This window comes from Mycobacterium sp. Root135, from assembly GCF_001426545.1.
GTDB lineage: Bacteria > Actinomycetota > Actinomycetes > Mycobacteriales > Mycobacteriaceae > Mycobacterium.
This window is the reverse complement of sequence record NZ_LMEZ01000001.1, coordinates 761,501-780,226: the sequence shown is the minus strand read 5'-3', so window position 1 is coordinate 780,226 and position 18,726 is coordinate 761,501. Positions and strand designations below refer to the sequence as shown.

Annotated in this window: 20 protein-coding genes; 17 read left to right on the top strand and 3 right to left on the bottom strand. The window is 68.6% G+C overall.

From position 1 onward, the window contains the following. The 5 genes from fmt (at position 1) to ASD37_RS31340 (ending at position 4,390) form a co-directional block, all read left to right on the top strand. Complete coding sequence (gene fmt / locus ASD37_RS03760; protein WP_056548239.1) at positions 1–933, top strand: methionyl-tRNA formyltransferase; 933 nt, start codon at positions 1–3, stop codon at positions 931–933. Next, entirely contained in the window at positions 930–2,318 is a 1,389-nt protein-coding gene (locus ASD37_RS03755) for an RsmB/NOP family class I SAM-dependent RNA methyltransferase (RefSeq protein WP_200959764.1), read from the top strand. Before fmt ends, ASD37_RS03755 begins: the two co-directional genes overlap by 4 nt. 27 nt (positions 2,319–2,345) lie before the next feature. Further along, positions 2,346–3,041 carry a ribulose-phosphate 3-epimerase gene (gene rpe, locus ASD37_RS03750; RefSeq protein ID WP_162253221.1) on the top strand — a complete coding sequence of 232 codons (696 nt, stop codon included), beginning with the start codon at positions 2,346–2,348 and terminating at the stop codon, positions 3,039–3,041. A gap of 8 nt (positions 3,042–3,049) precedes the next feature. Then, entirely contained in the window at positions 3,050–4,060 is a 1,011-nt protein-coding gene (ribD, locus tag ASD37_RS03745) for a bifunctional diaminohydroxyphosphoribosylaminopyrimidine deaminase/5-amino-6-(5-phosphoribosylamino)uracil reductase RibD (protein ID WP_056548231.1), read from the top strand. 174 nt (positions 4,061–4,234) lie between these two features. Continuing rightward, on the top strand, positions 4,235–4,390 hold the full coding sequence (locus ASD37_RS31340) for a hypothetical protein (RefSeq protein ID WP_156720710.1): 156 nt from the start codon (positions 4,235–4,237) through the stop codon (positions 4,388–4,390). A 4-nt stretch (positions 4,391–4,394) separates the two neighbouring features. On the opposite strand, the gene ASD37_RS03740 is transcribed toward ASD37_RS31340, so the two are convergent. Both ASD37_RS03740 and ASD37_RS03735 read right to left on the bottom strand, forming a co-directional pair. Beyond that, positions 4,395–5,990, bottom strand: a complete 1,596-nt coding sequence (locus ASD37_RS03740) for an MFS transporter (RefSeq protein WP_056549781.1) — start codon at positions 5,988–5,990, stop codon at positions 4,395–4,397. Between the two features lie 11 nt (positions 5,991–6,001). Then, positions 6,002–6,700 (bottom strand): LppX_LprAFG lipoprotein, encoded by a 699-nt coding sequence (locus ASD37_RS03735; protein WP_056548229.1) that lies wholly within the window; start codon positions 6,698–6,700, stop codon positions 6,002–6,004. A gap of 64 nt (positions 6,701–6,764) precedes the next feature. On the opposite strand from ASD37_RS03735, the gene ASD37_RS03730 reads away from it, so the two are divergent. The 6 genes from ASD37_RS03730 (at position 6,765) to ASD37_RS03705 (ending at position 10,859) form a co-directional block, all read left to right on the top strand. Then, positions 6,765–7,253, top strand: a complete 489-nt coding sequence (locus ASD37_RS03730) for a GNAT family N-acetyltransferase (protein WP_156720709.1) — start codon at positions 6,765–6,767, stop codon at positions 7,251–7,253. A 25-nt stretch (positions 7,254–7,278) separates the two neighbouring features. Continuing rightward, positions 7,279–7,887, top strand: a complete 609-nt coding sequence (locus ASD37_RS03725) for a riboflavin synthase (RefSeq protein ID WP_056549779.1) — start codon at positions 7,279–7,281, stop codon at positions 7,885–7,887. Between the two features lie 168 nt (positions 7,888–8,055). Then, positions 8,056–8,439, top strand: a complete 384-nt coding sequence (locus ASD37_RS03720) for an ANTAR domain-containing protein (RefSeq protein ID WP_056548215.1) — start codon at positions 8,056–8,058, stop codon at positions 8,437–8,439. A 181-nt stretch (positions 8,440–8,620) separates the two neighbouring features. Next, the gene (locus ASD37_RS03715; protein WP_056548213.1) at positions 8,621–9,913 is read left to right on the top strand and encodes a bifunctional 3,4-dihydroxy-2-butanone-4-phosphate synthase/GTP cyclohydrolase II; all 1,293 of its coding nucleotides are present in this window, start codon (positions 8,621–8,623) and stop codon (positions 9,911–9,913) included. Then, complete coding sequence (gene ribH / locus ASD37_RS03710; RefSeq protein WP_056548211.1) at positions 9,910–10,392, top strand: 6,7-dimethyl-8-ribityllumazine synthase; 483 nt, start codon at positions 9,910–9,912, stop codon at positions 10,390–10,392. Before ASD37_RS03715 ends, ribH begins: the two co-directional genes overlap by 4 nt. Continuing rightward, positions 10,389–10,859: a PH domain-containing protein gene (locus ASD37_RS03705; RefSeq protein ID WP_056548209.1), complete on the top strand. Its 471-nt coding sequence runs from the start codon at positions 10,389–10,391 to the stop codon at positions 10,857–10,859. Before ribH ends, ASD37_RS03705 begins: the two co-directional genes overlap by 4 nt. On the opposite strand, the gene ASD37_RS03700 is transcribed toward ASD37_RS03705, so the two are convergent. Beyond that, on the bottom strand, positions 10,834–11,313 hold the full coding sequence (locus ASD37_RS03700) for a GNAT family N-acetyltransferase (RefSeq protein ID WP_056548207.1): 480 nt from the start codon (positions 11,311–11,313) through the stop codon (positions 10,834–10,836). The two genes, ASD37_RS03705 and ASD37_RS03700, sit on opposite strands and share 26 nt — an antisense overlap. A gap of 48 nt (positions 11,314–11,361) precedes the next feature. On the opposite strand from ASD37_RS03700, the gene ASD37_RS31805 reads away from it, so the two are divergent. The 6 genes from ASD37_RS31805 (at position 11,362) to yvcK (ending at position 18,719) form a co-directional block, all read left to right on the top strand. After that, entirely contained in the window at positions 11,362–12,120 is a 759-nt protein-coding gene (locus ASD37_RS31805; RefSeq protein WP_056548205.1) for a hypothetical protein, read from the top strand. Beyond that, positions 12,117–13,448 carry a hypothetical protein gene (locus ASD37_RS03690; protein ID WP_056549777.1) on the top strand — a complete coding sequence of 444 codons (1,332 nt, stop codon included), beginning with the start codon at positions 12,117–12,119 and terminating at the stop codon, positions 13,446–13,448. The genes ASD37_RS31805 and ASD37_RS03690 overlap by 4 nt, the downstream gene beginning before the upstream one ends. Further along, positions 13,445–14,752 (top strand): UDP-N-acetylmuramoyl-L-alanine--D-glutamate ligase, encoded by a 1,308-nt coding sequence (gene murD, locus ASD37_RS03685; RefSeq protein ID WP_056548203.1) that lies wholly within the window; start codon positions 13,445–13,447, stop codon positions 14,750–14,752. Before ASD37_RS03690 ends, murD begins: the two co-directional genes overlap by 4 nt. Before the next feature lie 63 nt (positions 14,753–14,815). Further along, positions 14,816–16,819: an excinuclease ABC subunit UvrC gene (uvrC, locus tag ASD37_RS03680; RefSeq protein ID WP_056548200.1), complete on the top strand. Its 2,004-nt coding sequence runs from the start codon at positions 14,816–14,818 to the stop codon at positions 16,817–16,819. Next, positions 16,816–17,721 (top strand): RNase adapter RapZ, encoded by a 906-nt coding sequence (gene rapZ, locus ASD37_RS03675; protein ID WP_056548198.1) that lies wholly within the window; start codon positions 16,816–16,818, stop codon positions 17,719–17,721. The genes uvrC and rapZ overlap by 4 nt, the downstream gene beginning before the upstream one ends. Then, positions 17,718–18,719, top strand: coding sequence for a uridine diphosphate-N-acetylglucosamine-binding protein YvcK (gene yvcK / locus ASD37_RS03670; protein ID WP_056548196.1), 1,002 nt, complete (start codon positions 17,718–17,720; stop codon positions 18,717–18,719). Before rapZ ends, yvcK begins: the two co-directional genes overlap by 4 nt. The last annotated feature ends 7 nt before the right edge of the window (positions 18,720–18,726 follow it).

Sequence of the window (18,726 nt, the reverse complement as noted above, 5' to 3'; positions counted from 1 at the left end):
TTGCGAATCATCTTCGCGGGCACCCCAGAACCCGCTCTCCCTTCGCTGCGGCGACTCGTCGACTCCCCACACCACGAGGTGATCGCCGTGCTGACGCGACCCGATGCCGCATCGGGTCGGCGTGGCAAGCCGGCACCGTCACCGGTGGCGCGGTTCGCCGTCGACGCCGGCATCCCGGTGTTGCGCCCGTCGCGGCCCAACGACGAGGAGTTCGTCGCCGAACTGCGCGACCTGGCCCCCGACTGCTGTGCCGTGGTCGCGTACGGGGCGCTGCTGCGCGACGGACTGCTCGGCGTTCCGCGGCTCGGCTGGGTCAACCTGCACTTCTCCTTGCTGCCCGCGTGGCGGGGCGCCGCACCGGTACAGGCCGCGGTCGCCGCGGGCGACGAGATGACCGGTGCCACCACGTTCCTCATCGAGCCGAGCCTCGACTCCGGGCCGGTGTTCGGCGTGGTGACCGAGACGGTCCGCCCGACCGACACCGCGGGCGACCTCCTCGACCGCCTGTCGATCTCCGGGGCGATGCTTCTGGAACGGACGATGGACGGCATCGCCGACGGTTCGCTCACGGCGGTCCCGCAGCCCACCGACGGCGTGACGGTCGCACCGAAGATCACCGTCGAGGAGGCGCGGGTGCGATGGGACCTGCCCGCCCAAGTCGTCGACCGTAGGATTCGCGCCGTGACCCCCAACCCCGGTGCATGGACGATGATCGGAGACCTCCGAATCAAGGTGGGTCCGGTGAGCCTCGAACAGGACGAGCAGGACCCGTTGCCTCCCGGCACTATTCGCGTCGACCGCCAAGGAGTTCACGTGGGAACGTCGTCGGCCCCCGTCCTGCTCGGTGACATCCAACCGCCCGGCAAGAAGCCGATGAAGGCCGCCGACTGGGCCAGGGGTGCCCGCCTCGACGAGAACGCGTGCGCCCGGTGACCCGGCCACAGGGCAAGCGCCGCGCACGCAAGCCGCTCGACCCCGCGCGCCAGGCCGCCTTCGACGTGCTGCGGGCCGTCTCGGAACGCGACGCCTACGCCAACCTCGTGCTGCCCACGCTGCTCCGCGAACGACACATCTCGGGCCGCGACGCCGCGTTCGCCACCGAACTCGCCTACGGCGCCTGCCGCGCACAGGGCCTGCTCGACGCCGTCATCGTGCACGCGGCGAACCGCCCGGTCGAACGCATCGACCCCGCGCTGCTCGACCTGCTGCGGCTCGGCACCTATCAGCTGCTGCGAACCCGCGTCGACGCCCACGCCGCGGTCGACACCACAGTCGAACAGGCCGCCATCGAATTCGACACGGCTCGAGCGGGTTTCGTCAACGGCACGCTGCGCACCATCGCCTCCCGTGACGAAGCGTCCTGGGTTGCCGAACTGGCGCCGTCCGCCGACACCGATCCAGTCGGCAACATCGCCTTCACCCACGCGCACCCGCGGTGGATCGCGCAGTCGTTCGCCGACGCACTCGGTGCAGACGCGGGCGAATTGCGGGCGTTGCTCGCCAGTGACGACGACCGACCCCTGGTACACCTTGCCGCCAGACCCGGCGTCATGACGGCGCAGGACCTGGCCTTGGCCGTCGACGGCGAAATGGGCCGCTACTCCCCGTACGCGGTGTACCTGTCGGGCGGTGACCCCGGCCAGCTCGACGCGATGCGCGACGGGCAAGCCCAGGTTCAGGACGAGGGCAGTCAGCTCGTCGCCCGCGCACTGACGCTCGCACCCGTCGAGGGCACCGACGAGCGTTGGCTGGACCTGTGCGCAGGCCCCGGTGGCAAGGCTTCGATCCTGGCCGCCGTCGCCGCCGGGACGGGGGCCCGGGTGACGGCCGTCGAGCCGACACCGCACCGTGCCGAGCTGGTCGAGCAGACGCTGCGCGGCCTCGACGTCGAGGTGCTGAGGGTCGACGGCCGCGAGACCGGGCTGCCCGCCGAGTCCTTCGACCGGGTGCTCGTCGACGCGCCGTGCACGGGCCTCGGCGCGTTGCGGCGCCGACCCGAGGCGCGGTGGCGTCGTCAGCCCGGTGACGTACCCGCCCTGGCCAAACTGCAGAAGCAGCTGCTCGCCGCCGCCATCGCGCTGACGCGTGACGGAGGCGTCGTGCTGTACGCGACGTGCTCGCCGCATCTCGCGGAGACCGTGGGCGTGGTGGCCGACGCGCTGCGTCGCCAACCCGTCACGGCCGTCGACGCCCGGCCGTTGTTCGACGCGGGCAGGGAGCCGATGCCCGACCTCGGGCCGGGGCCGTACGTTCAGCTGTGGCCGCATCGGCACGGCACGGACGCCATGTTCGCGGCCGCGCTGCGCGTGCAGCGATGACGCGAACCCACTGACCCCGGTCCTGGGATGTCTAAGCTAGCCGCCATGCCGAAACCCATGATCGCGCCGTCGATCCTCGCCGCCGACTTCGCGCGCCTCGCCGACGAGACCGCGAAGGTCCCCGGCTCCGACTGGCTGCACGTCGACGTGATGGACAACCACTTCGTGCCGAATCTGACGCTCGGCATGCCCGTCGTGGAAAGCCTCCTCAAGGCGACCGACATCCCGATGGACTGCCACCTGATGATCGACGACCCCGCACGGTGGGCACCGCCCTACGCCGAGGCGGGCGCCTACAACGTGACCTTCCACGCCGAGGCCACCGACGACCCGGTCGCCGTCGCCCGCGACATCAGGGCGGCGGGCGCCAAGGCCGGGCTGAGCGTCAAGCCGGGCACCCCGATCGAGCCGTACCTCGAGATCCTCCGCCAGTTCGACACGCTGCTGGTGATGTCCGTCGAACCCGGGTTCGGTGGCCAGAAGTTCATGCCCGAGGTGCTGTCGAAGGTCGCCGCGGTCAGGCGCCTCGTCGACGCGGGGGAGCTGACCATCGTCGTGGAGATCGACGGAGGGATCAACGCCGACACCATCGAAGCGGCGGCCGAGGCGGGCGTGGACTGCTTCGTGGCGGGCTCGGCGGTCTTCGGTGCTGCCGATCCCGGGCTGGCCGTCGAGAACCTCCGGCGTCAGGCCGCCGCGGCGTCCAAGCACCTGCTGGCCTGACCGCACCGATGAACTACGACGACGCCATGCGGTCGGCCATCGCCCAGGCCGACGGCGTCAAGGGGACGACCTATCCGAATCCGCCCGTCGGCGCGGTGATCCTGGACCGCGACGGTCACATCGCGGGCGTCGGTGCGACGCAACCGACCGGTGGGCCCCATGCGGAGGTCGTCGCGCTGCGCCGGGCAGGGGAGCGGGCGCTCGGCGGCACGGCGGTGGTCACCCTCGAACCGTGCAACCACCACGGCCGCACGCCGCCCTGCGTGGACGCACTCATCGCCGCAGGCGTGGCGTCGGTGGTGTACGCCGTCGCGGATCCGAATCCTGTTGCCGCAGGCGGGGCGACGCGGCTGACCAGCGCCGGGATCTCGGTCGAGGTCGGGGTGCTCGCCGAGGACGTCGCCGGCGGTGCACTTCGGGAATGGCTGCACCGGCAGCGCACCGGGCGGCCCCACGTCACGTGGAAGTTCGCCTCGAGCGTCGACGGGCGCAGCGCCGCCGCCGACGGCAGCAGTCAGTGGATCACCAGCGAGGCGGCCAGGGCCGACGTGCACCGCCTGCGTGCGGTCGCCGACGCAATCATCGTCGGGACGGGCACCGTCTTCGCCGACGACCCGACGTTGACGGCGCGACTGCCCGACGGGTCGCTGGCCGACCGGCAACCCCTGCGCGTGGTGGTCGGCGAGCGGGACATCTCGCAGGACGCCAGGGTTCTCAACGACGACTCGCGAACGATGGTGATCCGCACCCGCGACCCACACGAGGTCATCCGGGCGTTGTCGGATCGAACGGCCGTGCTGCTGGAGGGCGGGCCCACCCTCGCGGGAGCCTTCCTGCGGGCCGGTGTGGTCGACCGCATCCTGGCCTATGTCGCGCCGATTCTGTTGGGTGGCCCCATTGCCGCGGTCGACGACGTCGGAGTCGCGAGCATCGTGGCGGCTCAACGATGGCGGTACGACGGCGTCCTTCGGCTGGGACCCGACATCCGGATGAGCCTGGTGCCTGCCTCGTCGGCGTGAGACCTGGAATTCGCTTGGCCACCAAAGTGACTCGCGTCACCCGGGAATTTTCTCCGTTCGGACACTCGTTACCCCTTTGAGACCTCAACCGCCCCAAGGGGACCCGGTTGGTGTCAGTGGCGTCCGTAAAGTTGGACCCAGAAACGAAGGACTATCTCCCAAAGGACGAAGAGCATGACTGCACTGCAGGACTGGCTCAACTTTCGCCCCGTCGACCCCACCACCATCGTCGACGCGGTGTGCCGCCCGCTGCGCGCGGTGCTGCACGGCCCGGATGCCGACGCCAGAACCGAGCTGAAACTGATCAGCCCCGGCGTCGAGCGCTGCTGAGCCGTTAGCTCTGCGCGCCGACGCTGTCGGTCGCCGTGTCGAGATCCTCGGCGTGCTCGTGCTTGCCGGCGATCAGCAGGCCCAGGAACGCGCCCACCACGCACACGACCATGGTGATGAAGAAGATCTGCCCGTACTGCATCGTGTAGGCGTTGCGCACGTTGGCTGCGAGTTGCGCGCCGATCTCCATCAGGTTGGTCCCCTTGGGCTTCGGCATCTCGGCGAGGTATTGGTTGAACTTGTACAACCCCCACGCGCTGAGCGAGGACAACCCGATGAGCATGCCGATCATCCGGGACACCACGACCGCCGCGGACGCGATGCCGTGCTGGGATCCGGGAACGGTCCGCAGGGTCGCCGACGTCAACGGCCCGATCACCAGGCCGAGGCCCAAGCCGGCGAGCACCAGGTCGGTGTCGAACGCGGGCAGCGAGAACAGCACCAGGTCGTGGCGCGCCGAAAGCACGTCCACGGTCCAGTGCGACACCAGCCAGTAGCCGAACGCCGCGATCAACAGTCCGACGAACGCGACGATGCGGTCGCCGACGCGGGTGGCGATCCAACCGCCGACAACGGCACCGATGGGTAGCGCGCCAAGGAACCACAGCAGCAGCAGAACGGTTTCGTTCTGCTCCTTGCCGAGCACGCCCTGGCCGAACAGTTCGACGTTGACCAGGGTGACCATCAAGGCCGCGCCGGTGCACAGCGAGGCGCCGAGGGCGGAGAGGAACGGCCGGAACTTCACGCCGGCCGGATCGATGAGCCGGGTCTTGGCGAACTTCTCCCAGACGAAGAAGCCGATCGCCACCACCAGCGCCACACCGAGGACGGGCAGTCCCCAACTCGGGAAGACCTGTTTGCCGTCGGGTGACGGGTTGTACATGCCGAAGACCATCAGGCCGAGGGCGACGGCCAGCAGCAGACCGCCGACGACGTCGACCTTCTCGCGCGGCTCGTCCGGATCCCTCGACGGCAGGCTGAAGTGGATCATCACCATGGCGATGATCGCCAGCGGCACGTTGATCCAGAACACGTCTTTCCACGAGTTCAGTGCCCAGACCACTGCGACGCCGTACAGCGGACCGAGGACGGCGCCGAGTTCCTGCGCCGCGCCGATGCCGCCCAGCACGGAGGCCCGGCCCTTCGCGGCCCACAGGTCGGCCGCCAGGGCCAGCGTGACCGGCAGCAGCGCGCCGCTGGCGGTGCCCTGGATCACTCGGCCGATGACCAGGATCGGCAACGGATCCATTTGCAGAAGGCCGGCGATCTCCACGGATGACGCGGTCACCACTGATCCGACGGCGAAGCCCGCCAGGCTGACCTGCAGCACCATCTTGCGGCCGAAGCGGTCGGAGGCACGGCCCAGCAGCGGCATCGCGGCGATGTACCCGAGCAGGTACATGGTGATGATCGGGGTGACGCGCTGAATTTGATTCAGCGAGATTCCGATGTCCCGCATGATGTCGTTGATGATCGTGATGACGACGTAGGTGTCGAGCGCGCCGAGCAGCACGGCGAGCCCGCCCGCGCTGATCGCGATCCGCCGGTTGGTCGCCTTGGGTTGGGCGGTGCCGTCGGCCGTGGAAATTCTGCGAGACATCACGCGAGCCACTACGCGGCGGGCTTGGTGACGGTGACGGTCTTGCCCCAGTCGCTCAGGGTCATCTGAACGCTGTTGCCCTCACTGGGGTCGAGCTTGGCCCGGATCAGGGCGTGGTCGCCGTCTTCGGTGATCCACGCGGTCGCCGGGACGTCGCCGGTGGCACCGAGGTTGGCCAGCCCGTTGACGGCTGCGGCGTTGACCTTGCCGGTCACCTTGACGGTGTTGACGCCGTTGATCGTCTCGCGACCCTCGGCCTTCGGATCGGCGAAGTTGGCGAGCACGTTGGCCAGACCGACCTTGGGGTTGAGGATCTTCGACACGTCGTAGATCTCGGATGCCGGCCCGAAGTTGGTGAAGCTGCCCGGCGTGAGGGCGCCGTAGAGGTCGCCGTCGGCGACCACGAAGTCGACGTCCTTGAAGGTCTGGCCGAAGGCGATGATGCTGGCCTTGCCCTGCGCCGCGACCACGGGGACGTTGGTCAGGTCACCGGTCAGGGTTTCGATGGGCAGTTCCTTGATCTTGCCGGTCACCGCGAGTTCGAGGTGGACGCTCTTCTGCGCGCTGGTGGTTTGGTTGGAGTCCTTGAGGAGCGACGCCGCGTCGGGCAGTGGGGCGTTGGACTTCTCCGGCGAGGAGCTGCAACCCGCGATGAGCAGGAGCGCAGCGAAGATGGACACGAGGACGGCAATGCGAGGGCGCGTCTGCATGTAAGCATCGTAGAGGGTCTAAGCGAATGAACTTCGTCCGCGGGGACAGGGTAGAAGGGTGGAGATGGCAACTCATCTGGTCTTTCGGCCCGTGCCCTCCGACGTCGGCGACGCCGCCACGCTCGTCGCGGCGATGCTCGCCGAGATGCGCGAGCTGTACTGGGACGTCGGCGGTTCCGGCGGTCTTGACCTCGACTCACCCGACATGCCGAAGGCCGGGCCTGCCGAACTGGGGCCGCCCGGTGGGACGTTCCTGGTCGGTTACCGCGGTGACGTGGCCGTGTGCGGTGGCGGGCTCAAGCGGTTGCCGGACGGAGCCTGCGAGATCAAGCGGATGTACGTCGTGCCGGCGGCCCGAGGCCAAGGAGTGGCGCGAGAGTTGTTGCACGCCTTGGAAGCTGCCGCGCGCGCACTCGGATACTCGATCGCCCGGCTCGACACCGGCCCCCGGCAGGCTCACGCGCAAGGGTTCTACGAGCGTGAGGGTTATCACCCGGTGGGCAACTTCAACCACAATCCGGTCGCCACGTACTTCGGGGAAAAGCAGCTCTGAGCATCCTGCGACTAGCGTGGTGCGCATGTTCACCGGCATCGTCGAAGAGTTGGGCGAGGTCGTCGGCAAGGAAGACCTCGCCGACGCCGCTCGATTCGTCATCCGTGGCCCGCTCGTCACCACCGACGCCGGTCACGGCGACTCGATCGCCGTCAACGGCGTCTGCCTCACCGTCGTCGACCTTTTGCCCGACGGATCGTTCACCGCCGACGTGATGGCGGAGACGTTGAACCGGTCCAGCCTGCAGGGTGTGGCGGTGGGCAGCCAGGTCAACCTCGAACGCGCCGCCGCGGTCAACAGCAGGCTCGGTGGCCACATCGTGCAAGGCCACGTCGACGGCACCGGCCGGGTCCTCACCAGGACGCCGTCCGAGCATTGGGAAGTGGTCCGCATCTCGCTGCCCGACGCGATCTCCAGGTACGTGGTGGAGAAGGGATCCATCACCGTCGACGGCATTTCGCTCACCGTGTCGGGACTCGGGGCGGACTGGTTCGAGGTGTCGCTGATTCCGACCACCCTGCAGCTGACGACCCTCGGGCGGGCGGCGGTGGGGACGGCGGTCAACCTCGAGGTCGACGTCATCGCGAAGTACGTCGAGCGGCTGCTGTCGCATCGGGATCAATCCACCGGCTAGACCCTCGGTTCAAGGGCGCGACCTGCCCGAACGTCGAGATGTCGAACACTTCGTTCAGTAAAATCGATACACGGGCATGCCGGCGTCGAATAGCGGGTAAACACTGCCAACTTCGGCCGTTCCGCGTAACGGGATGCAGCCGACGACGCCTCTTGACCGGAGTGGGAGATGCACGACGACGCGACAACCAGCGAGTTCGGCAGCGACGAGCAACGAATTACCGAGGCACTTCGGACAATCACCGCGCGTCGCGCCGTCATCGAGCAGGCCAAGGGCATGCTGATGCTCGTCTACGGCGTGGACGCCGACGAAGCCTTCGACGTGCTGCGCAAGCAGTCGCAGGACCACAACGTGAAGCTGAACCTCGTCGCCGAACAGGTGATGAAGGATCTGGTCGAGTTGTCCCGAAACAAGGGCCCGATGCGTCAGCTGGCGCTCGGCGGTCTGATCGCCACTGCCAGCCAGCGAATCAACCACAGCGCCGAACGCCAGCTCGACGGCCAAACCAAGACCGGCGTCCCGATGACGGAACTCGGGCAGTCGCCGCGCTAGGGACCGCACCGCCTGCGACGACTTTTCACCGCCGCTGATTGGAACGTCGGCCCTGCTCAGGGCCTCCAGCGGGAGCAGGCAATAAGTGCTGCGCCCGGTTGGTTCATACTGAAGGACACTGACCGACGTTGCATGACGCGTTGCACGATGGTTCCGAATCGGAACGGCAAGGGTGGCAAGGATGACGAGGCTGGATTCCGTCGAGCGTGCGATAGCCGACATCGCCGCGGGGAAGGCCGTCGTCGTCATCGATGACGAGGACCGCGAGAACGAAGGCGATCTGATCTTCGCGGCCGAGAAGGCGACCCCCGAGCTGGTCGCGTTCATGGTCCGGTACACCTCCGGCTACCTGTGCGTTCCACTGTCCGGCGAGGTGTGTGACCGGCTCGGACTGCTGCCGATGTACGCGGTCAACCAGGACAAGCACGGCACCGCCTACACCGTGACGGTCGACGCCAAGCTCGGCGTCGGCACCGGGATTTCGGCGTCGGACCGTGCCACGACGATGCGTCTGCTGGCCGACCCGGCCGCCGTCGCCGACGACTTCACCAGGCCCGGGCACGTGGTGCCGTTGCGCGCCAAGGAAGGCGGCGTGCTGCGCCGCCCCGGCCACACCGAGGCCGCGGTCGACCTGGCCACGCTCGCCGGTCTGCAGCCCGCGGGCGCCATCTGCGAAATCGTCAGCCAGAAGGACGAGGGCGAGATGGCCCAGACCGACGAACTGCGCGTCTTCGCCGACGACCACGACCTGGCGCTCATCTCGATCGCCGACCTCATCGAGTGGCGACGCAAGCACGAGAAGCACATCGAGCGAATCGCCGAGGCGCGCATCCCGACCCGCCACGGCGAGTTCCGCGCGGTCGGTTACACCAGCATCTACGACGACGTCGAGCACGTCGCCTTGGTGCGCGGCGACATCACCGGTGGCGGATCCGACGGGGACGGGCACGACGTGCTCGTCCGCGTGCACTCCGAGTGTTTGACCGGCGACGTCTTCGGTTCACGGCGCTGCGACTGCGGCCCGCAGCTGGACGCCGCAATGGCGATGGTCGCCCGCGAAGGCCGTGGCGTGGTGCTCTATATGCGTGGGCACGAGGGCCGCGGCATCGGACTGCTGCACAAGTTGCAGGCCTACCAACTCCAGGACGCCGGCGAGGACACCGTCGACGCCAATCTCAAGCTCGGATTGCCCGCCGACGCCAGGGATTACGGCATCGGCGCCCAGATCCTGGTGGACCTCGGGGTCCGGTCGATGCGACTGTTGACCAACAACCCGGCCAAGCGGGTGGGTCTGGACGGCTACGGCCTGCACATCATCGAACGGGTGCCGCTGCCGGTGCGCGCCAACGCCGAGAACATCCGCTACCTAATGACCAAGCGCGACCGCATGGGTCACGACCTGACCGGTCTGGACGACTACGACGACACCGTGTATCCGCTGCCCGCGGCGACCGATGCGGGATCCGTCCAGTGAGTGGTGCCGCAGGCGTTCCCGACATGCCCGCCGTCGACGCCGGTGGACTGAAGCTGGCGATCGTGGCCAGCACGTGGCACACCACCATTTGTGACGCCCTGCTGGAGGGTGCGCGTCGTACGGCGGCGGCCTCCGGCGTGACCGACCCCGACGTGGTGCGTGTCCTCGGCGCGATCGAGATTCCGGTCGTGGCACAGCAATTGGCGAAGACTCATGATGCCGTCGTGGCGCTCGGCGTCGTCATCCGCGGCCAGACGCCGCACTTCGACTACGTGTGCGACGCCGTCACGGCGGGGTTGACCCGGGTGTCGCTCGACGAGGGAACTCCCGTCGCCAACGGCGTGCTCACCACCAACGACGAGAAGCAGGCCCTCGACCGGGCCGGGTTGCCCGGTTCCGCGGAGGACAAGGGCGCCCAGGCGGCCGCCGCGGCCCTGTCGACGGCGCTGGTGCTGCGCGACCTGCGCAAGAAGCCGTGACCACGCCGGCCTACGACCTCGAGGTCAAGCCGTACCTGACGCCGTACTTCGCCTACGGTGCCGCGTTCTTGATCGCCGCGGCCCACATTGCGGTGGGGTTCCTGCTCAAGGTCGGCTCGTCCGGGGTGATCTTCCGGACGGCCGATCAGGTCGCCATCGGGGTGCTCGGCGTCATCATCGGGTGCCTGGTCCTGATGTTCGCGCGGCCGCGCCTTCGGGTCGGCCCCGACGGTCTCTTCGTGCGGAACCTGTTGGGCTATCGCCTCATCCCGTGGACGGACGTCGTCGACGTGTCGTTCCCGAAGGGAGCGCGCTGGGCGCGCGTCGACCTGCCCGACGACGAGTACGTCCCGCTGATGGCGATTCAGTCGGTCGACAAGGAACGCGCGGTCGACGCGATGGACGCCGTGCGGGCCCTGGTGGCGCGGTACCGCGCCGAGGTCAACCGACGCTCAGCGACATCGTGATCTCGTTGGCCTTGTTCTCGCGGGTTCCGGTGGAGCCCTCGACGACGCCGAAGCCCAACTGCTCGTAGACCACACGGGCCGCGGCGTTGTCGGCGTCGACGCGCAACGTCACGACGCGCGCCCGGAGACCTCTGGCCCAGTCGACCGCCGCAATCACCAGATCCCGGCCCAGCCCGCGGCCCCGCATGCCCGGCTCGAGCCACAGCGAATACAGGTACACCACGTCGGGGCTCTGACGCTGGGCGCCGATCAGGCCGACGAGGTCGTCCCCGGCGAGCAGGGCGAATTGGGCGTGGGCGCGCAGCCTCCGCCGCCACTGGGCGGCGGTGAACGCCAATTCCTCGAGATACTGCCGATCGCCGGTGCCGAGGGTGTCGGTCAGCGCGCGCAGACGCAACGTCGCGAACACGCGCCAGTCCGCTTCGACGAGCCGTGTGACGGTGGGGGCACTCATGCGGCGTCGCATCGCTCCTTCGGGGCAATACGTTAGAATGTGCTGATAGTGACCCATTTTCGCACGTCGGTGACCGCTCCGGAATCCGACGCCCCCTACGTGCGCGCCACTCAGTTGATCACGCGTCCCGGGACGTTGCCCGCCATCACCATTCCGATCGCCACGGGGCGGTGGCCCGACGTCGACGGCATCTGGTCGTACCTGCGGGAGCCCGCCGAATTCTTCGGCATCGCCATGCCGGAACCCGCCGTGCTCGCCGTCGCGCTGACGGACTTCGCCGCCACCACGGAGGCCGCGCTGACCGCCGCGAGCGTCGTGATCGTCGAGACCGACGGTGAGTCCGAGGTCGTCGTGACCGGGGTCGCGGTACAGCCGCTGCGGTCGACGCCCGTGCGAATCTGCGCCGACGACTCGGTGCCGCACGCCCATCGCGCCTCAGACCCGCAGTGGCGAAGGATGGCGGCACGGACGACCAGCCGAGGCGAGGTCGACCAACGTGAACGTTGGCTCAACGGCCGCGGCTACGCCGACGCGCTGTCCGGCGGCGAGCCGCTCCTCGGCGCACTGGTGGTGCAAACGCAACGCGGCGTCCTCGGAGTGGAGAACCCGGAACCCACCTCAGTCCTCGATCAGCTGACCGCCTGTGGGGCGACGGCGCCGACCACCAGGGCCGCCCAACCGCCTGCCGACGCCGTGCGTGCGTGGTGGGTGTCACCGACATTCGAAACACATCCCGTCGCCGAGCTCGCCGGGGTGCACCTGCCCTCCGACGCCGAGGCGGCACCGTCGTTCGCGAGGTGGACATGACCGAGTTCGACCCGACGTCCTTTCGGGCCATGAGCGTCGACGGCTACGACGTGGCCGACGGGGTCTTCCGCGCGCACTACACGTTGCGCGGCAAGGATTCCGGTGACGTGTCCTTCACCGAGGTGGTCGACTTCGGCGCCGCACTGGGCGATCGCCGCCCCGACGACCGGTTGCTGAGACTGCTCGCGTTGACCTGCTCGCCGAGCTACTTCAAGGCCGCCGCGCCGCCCGTCGTCGAAATCGCCTTTCCGACACATGACTTCGAGCGTCACTATCTGAGTGAACTCGTCGCCGGAGGACTCGGCGAGTTCGCCTACCGCAATTCGCTTCCCGACGCCTTGACACCCACCGTCACCGGTCCCGACGCGGATGCGGGCGACCCGACACCCGACCCATGGGACGCCGACGCCGAACCGCTGGTACCCGTTGGCGGCGGCAAGGATTCGGTGGTCAGCATCGAAGCGCTCAAGGGACACGGATTCCACCCAACCCTGTTCAGCGTGAACAAGTTCGATCCCATCGACCGCTGCATCGACATCAGCGGACTCGACAGTCTGCGGGTGACGCGGCGCATCGACCCCGCGCTGATCGAGGCCAACGCACGCGGCGCCCACAACGGCCACGTCCCCGTCACGGCGATCAACAGCGTGATCGGACTCATCGTCGCCGACGCCAACGGTCTTGGGCCCGTAATCCTGTCCAACGAGCGGTCGTCCAACGTCGGCAACGTCACCTGGCTGGGGCGCGACGTCAACCATCAGTGGTCCAAGAGCATCTCTTACGAGACGCTGTTGCGAGACACGCTGAGCCAGTACGGGTTCAACCCCGACCGCTACTTCTCCCTGCTGCGGCCCCTGTCGGAATCGGAGATCGCCGACCGGTTCAAGAACAGTCCGCAGTACTTCCGCGACTTCATCAGCTGCAACCGACCGTTCGCCATCGACGCCGGGCGCCGAGGGGCCACCTGGTGCGGCCACTGTCCCAAGTGCCTCTTCGTCTACGCGCTGATGGCGCCCCGGCTTGGCCGCGCCGAGGTCGAGGCGATCTTCGGTCACGACCTGTTCGGCGACCTCGACAACCGGCCCGGCTTCGAGGACATCGTCGGACTCGGCGTGCACAAGCCGTTCGAGTGCGTCGGCGAGTACTACGAAGCAGCCGAGTCCCTGGTGTCGGTTCTCGACGACGACGACTGGCGCGGCGTGCCGCTGGTAGAGGAATTCCGTGCCCGCCGTGACGAACTCGAGAAGGTCGCCGTCGACGAGCAGAGCGGCGTGATCGGCGTCGACTACGTCCCCGCGAGGTACGCCGCGGCGCTGGACCTGCCGTGAGCCCGGCCCCGTCCGACCTTGCCGGGCTGACCGTCGGGATCTGGGGTTTCGGTCGGGAGGGCGTCTCGATGGCGAGAACGGCCGCCGCGGCCGGCGCCGCCCGCATCGAGGCCGTCGACGACATGGGGCGCCGCCCGTTCGAAGAGCCCGAGGGCATTCCGAATCTCGAGGTGTTCCGCGGCCCCGAGCACCTGGCCCGGTTGAGCGCCTGCGACGTGGTGTTCGTCAGCCCCGGCGTGCCGTGGCGGCAACCGATCTTCGAGGAACTGCGTCGCTCCGGGGTCCGAATCTCCAGCGCCGCCGACTGGTTCATGTCCCGGCACGGTGCGGCCACCATCGGCGTCACCGGCACCAAGGGCAAGAGCACCACGGCGTCGTTCCTCGGCCACCTGCTCGCCAGGGCGGGCGTCGACGTCGTCGTCGCAGGCAACATCGGCACGCCCCTCTCGGACCTGTCACCAGGCGAGGGTGCGGTCGTGGTCGCCGAGATCTCCAGCCAGCAGGCGGCGCTGCTGACCACCTCACCTGCCGTGGCGGTGATCACCAATCTGTATGAGGACCACCTGGATTGGCACGGCGACCGGGACTCCTACCACCTCGCGAAGGCGAACGTCTTCCGTCGGGGGGCCCGTTCGTTGGTCACCATGCCGGAGGTGGTCGACACCCTCGATCGCCTTGGGGCGACGCCGATCGAGCCGGAGGTGCGGCTCGTCGACCCCGCACGAGTCGAACGCACGACGACCAAGTCGGTGATGAACTACGAGCACAACCTCGTCAACGGTGCTCTTGCCGCCGTCGCCGCCTCGGAGGTGCTCGGCAGGGCCGTGACCCCAGCGGAGTACGAGTCGGCGGTGTCCACCTATCAAGGGCTGCCGCATCGGTTGCAGACCGTCCGCACCACCGGACGCGTGCAGTGGATCGACGACACCCTCGCCACGACGGGGGAGAGCGTCGCCGCCGCCTTGCGCGCGATGAGTCCCGACGAGCACGTCGCCCTGATCGTCGGCGGCATGGATCGGCAGCTGAACTACGACACGCTCGACGAGTACCTGTGCAGCGGCGAGCGCCGGGTGTCACTGATCCAGTCGCCGAGCAACGGTGCGGCCATCGGAGTCGAGTTCGCGCGCCGCCACCCGACCAGGACCCACCTGGTCGACGACCTCGAGGCTGCGGTACACGTGGCGGCGGGGCTGTCCGACGTCGACGTCGTGCTGCTGTCGCCAGGGGCGGCCAGTTATGACCTATACGTCAACTACGAGGCGAAGGCAGCCGCGTACTGCGGTTTCGTCGACGCGTTGGACTGACGGCCCCGAGCCGCACCCGTCCGATGGCGTTCGGCTGTCGGGACTCGAACTAATCTGGAACCCGTGCCCGATCCAGCGACCTACCGGCCGGCCCCGGGCTCGATACCCGTCGAGCCCGGCGTCTACCGGTTTCGCGATCCGCACGGCCGGGTGATCTACGTCGGCAAGGCCAAGAGCCTGCGCAGCCGCCTCAACTCCTACTTCGCCGACCTCTCCGGACTCGCCCCCCGCACCAGGCAGATGGTGACCACCGCGGGCAGCGTCGAGTGGACCGTCGTCGGCACAGAGGTCGAGGCGCTGCAGCTCGAATACAACTGGATCAAGGAGTTCGATCCTCGATTCAACATCCGGTACCGCGACGACAAGTCGTACCCCGTCCTCGCCGTCACCCTCAACGAGGAGTACCCGCGGCTGTTCGTCTACCGCGGTCCTCGTCGCAAGGGCGTGCGCTACTTTGGCCCCTACTCCCACGCCTGGGCGATCCGGGAAACCCTCGACCTGCTGACCCGGGTCTTCCCGGCCCGCACCTGCTCCAACGGGGTGTTCAAGCGGCACAACCAGATTGGTAGGCCGTGCCTGCTGGGGTACATCGACAAGTGCTCGGCGCCGTGCGTCGGCCGGGTCAGCGCCGAGGAGCACCGGCGGATCGTGCTCGACTTCTGCGACTTCCTGGCAGGCAAGACCGACCGTCTGGCCCGCGACATGGAACAGCAGATGAACGCGGCGTCGGAGGCGCTCGACTTCGAACGGGCCGCCCGGCTCCGCGACGACATCGGCGCACTCAAGCGGGCGTTGGAGAAGCAGACCGTCGTCTTCGGTGACGGCACCGACGCCGACGTCGTGGCGTTCGCCGACGACGAGCTCGAGGCCGCCGTCCAGGTGTTCCACGTCCGCGGCGGTCGGGTGCGGGGCCAACGAGGCTGGGTCGTGGAGAAGTCTGGCGAGCCAGGAAAATCTGGGCAGGAGCACCTTGTCGAGCAGTTCCTCACCCAGTTCTACGGCGACCAGGCCGAGCTCAGTGGTGGTGGTACCGCCGGAGTGGACGAAGCCACCAACTTGGTCCCGCGGCAGGTGCTGGTGCCGGTGCTGCCCGACAACGCCGAGGAACTCGCGGCCTGGCTCAGCGGGTTGCGCGGGTCAAACGTGCAGCTGCGGGTGCCCGCCCGCGGTGACAAGAAGGCGTTGGCGGAGACCGTCTACCGCAACGCGAAGGACCAGCTGGCGCAACACAAGCTCAAGCGCGCCGGTGACTTCAACGCCAGATCCGAAGCACTGCAAAGCATCCAGGAGTTCCTCGGCCTCACCGAGGCGCCGCTGCGCATCGAGTGCGTCGACATCAGCCACGTCCAGGGCACCGACGTGGTCGCGTCGCTGGTGGTGTTCGAGGACGGCTTGCCGCGCAAGTCGGACTACCGGCACTACGCCATCCGTGAAGCGGCGGGTGACGGCCGGTCCGACGACGTCGCCTCCATCGCGGAGGTGACGAGGCGACGCTTCGCGCGGCACGTGGCCGACGCCCAGGCGCCCGTCGTCGAGGACGGCAAGGCCAGACGATTCGCCTACCCGCCCAACCTGTTCGTCGTCGACGGCGGCGCGCCCCAGGTGAACGCTGCCGCCGCGGTCCTCGAGGAGCTGGGGATCACCGACGTGGCCGTCATCGGACTGGCGAAGCGGCTGGAGGAAGTGTGGGTGCCGGGGCAGCCCGATCCGGTGATCATGCCGCGCAACAGCGACGGGCTCTACCTGCTGCAGCGGGTGCGTGACGAAGCGCACCGCTTCGCGATCACCTATCACCGAAGCAAGCGGTCGAAGCGGATGACTGCGTCGGCACTAGACTCCGTCCGGGGACTGGGGGAGCACAGGCGAAAGGCGTTGGTGACTCACTTCGGGTCGGTGGCCCGGTTGAAGGACGCCACCGTCGAGGAGATCACCGCCGTGCCGGGTATCGGAGTAGCCACGGCGAACGCCGTCCTGGAGGCACTCGGCGTGCCTACGATCAAGGACGAGGTGTCGATGACGGGCCAGGGGATGACGACGAGCGAGAAGCTGGAGGCGGATCGCGCATGACCGATCCGCACGAAGGCCACGGCGAGGATCTGCCAGCGGCCGGGATAGACGTCGTCCTCGTCACCGGATTGTCGGGGGCGGGCCGCGGCACCGCGGCCAAGGTCCTCGAAGACCTCGGCTGGTACGTCGCCGACAACCTGCCGCCCGAGCTCATCGCCAGAATGGTCGAGCTTGGTCTGGCGGCGGGGTCGCGCATCACCCAGCTCGCCGTCGTGATGGACGTGCGCTCCCGCGGGTTCACCGGTGACCTCGAATGGGTGCGCCACGACCTCGCCACCCGCGACATCACCCCCCGCGTGCTGTTCCTCGAAGCGTCCGACGACATCCTGGTCCGCCGGTACGAACAGAACCGCCGCAGCCATCCCCTGCAGGGGAATCAGACTCTGGCCGAGGGCATTTCCGCGGAGCGCACCATGCTGGCTCCCATCCGCGCGGCCGCCGACCTGGTGATCGACACGTCGTCCCTTCCCGTGCCCGCCCTCCGCGAGACCATCGAGCGCGCGTTCGCCGCCGAGACGGTGGCGCACACGAACGTCACCGTCGAATCGTTCGGCTACAAGTACGGGTTGCCGATGGACGCCGACACCGTCATGGACGTCCGCTTCCTGCCGAACCCGCACTGGGTCGACGAGTTGCGCCCCCACACCGGTCAGCACCCTGCGGTGCGCGACTACGTCCTCGGCCAACCGGGGGCGACGGACTTCATCGACACCTACCATCGGCTTCTGGACGTCGTCATCGACGGATACCGCAGGGAGGGCAAGCGCTACATGACCGTCGCGATCGGCTGCACCGGCGGCAAGCATCGCAGCGTCGCCATCGCCGAGGCCCTCGCGGGACGCCTCGGTGGCGACGGTGATCTGACGGTGCGGGTGCTGCACCGGGATCTGGGCCGCGAATGAATGCACGCATCGTCGCACTGGGTGGCGGCCACGGTCTGTACGCCACGCTGTCGGCCCTTCGCCGGTTGACGCCGCACGTGACGGCGGTGGTGACGGTCGCCGACGACGGCGGCTCGTCGGGCCGGCTCCGCAGCGAGCTCGACGTCGTACCCCCCGGTGACTTACGAATGGCGTTGGCGGCGTTGGCATCCGACACCCCGCATGGTCATCTGTGGGCGACCATCCTGCAGCATCGGTTCGGCGGCAGCGGTGCGCTGGCCGGGCACCCCATCGGCAACCTGCTGCTCGCCGGACTCAACGAAGTGCTCGCCGACCCGGTCGCCGCGCTCGACGAACTCGGTCGCATCCTCGACCTCAAGGGCCGGGTGCTGCCGATGTGTCCGGTCGCCCTGCAGATCGAGGCCGACGTCGCAGGCCTGGAATCCGACGCCCGGATGAGCCGGGTGATCAGGGGCCAGGTCGCCGTCGCCACCACGGTGGGGAAGGTGCGCCGGGTGCGTCTGAATCCCGGCAATCCGCCCGCCACCCGGCAGGCCGTCGACGCGATCATGGCCGCCGACCTCGTCGTGCTGGGACCGGGTTCCTGGTTCACCAGCGTGATTCCCCACGTGTTGGTGCCGCAGCTGGCCGCCGCGCTTCAGGCGACGACTGCGCGCCGGGCACTGGTGTTGAACCTGGTGGCCGAACCGGGCGAGACGGCGGGCTTCTCCGCAGAGCGCCACATCCACGTACTGGCGCAGCATGCCCCAGGATTCACCGTGCACGACATCGTCGTCGACGCGGCAGGCGTTCCCGGCGAACGTGAACGGGACCAACTTCGGCGAACCGCAGCCAGCCTCGAGGCTCGGGTCGAGTTTGCTGACGTGTCCAGACCTGGTACACCATTACATGATCCGGCCAAGTTGGCTGCGGCGCTGGAGCGAGTGAGGCTGCGCGGTAGTGCAGCCGTGCCGCCGACGGCTCCGACTGCCGCCGCCCAGTCGGTCGACGAAAGGTGACGATCTC